This window comes from Streptococcus sp. ELY_137, from assembly GCF_058314515.1.
In genome coordinates, this window is the sequence record NZ_JBZFUL010000034.1 from 1 (window position 1) to 774 (window position 774).

The 774-nt window shown below is 42.6% G+C and carries 1 protein-coding gene; it reads left to right on the plus strand.

Annotation, left to right across the window (positions count from 1 at the left end; translation table 11 throughout):
* Positions 1-729: IS3 family transposase (locus tag AC4HAO_RS11300; protein ID WP_491135400.1), on the plus strand; the 729-nt coding region annotated here is incomplete at its 5' end.
* Positions 730-774: the final 45 nt, after the last annotated feature.

Below are 774 nucleotides of genomic sequence, written 5' to 3' on the forward strand. Positions count from 1 at the left end.
GAACCAGTATCTGAAGCAAATCTTGAAAAAATGGTAAAGCGTCTCTTTCTTGACAGTAAATCTAGATATGGTGCTAGGAAAATCAAGAAGTGTCTGGAATCTGAGGGCATAACCCTGTCTCGCCGTCGGATTCGTCGCATCATGAAGAGATTGAATTTGGTTTCTGTTTACCAGAAGGCTGCCTTCAAACCGCAGTCTAAAGGGAAAAATGAGGCACTCATTCCAAATCATTTAGCCAGACAATTCAACCAAGAAAAACCATTAGAAGCCCTTGTAACGGACTTGACTTATGTCCGCGTTGACAGTCGCTGGGCTTATGTTTGCCTCATTATTGACCTCTTCAATCGTGAAATGATTGGACTGGCAGTTGGTTGGCACAAGACGGCAGAGCTCGTCAAACAAGCCATTCAAAGCATTCCTTATGCGCTAAGCAAAGTCAAGATGTTCCATTCTGATCGTGGCAAGGAGTTTGATAATGCCTTGATTGATGAGATGTTAGAAGCCTTTGGCATCACCCGTTCGCTGAGTCAAGCTGGTTGTCCTTATGACAATGCGGTAGCTGAGAGCACCTATCGCTCCTTCAAACTGGAGTTTATCAACCAAGAAACCTTCCATTCGCTAGAAGAATTAACCCTAAAAACGAAAGATTATGTCCACTGGTGGAATCATCACCGTATTCACGGTAGTCTCAACTACCAAACACCCATGATGAAGCGAATCATCGCTTAACAAAAACACTTTATAAATTTTGTACAGAAAACTGTTGCCTTTTCA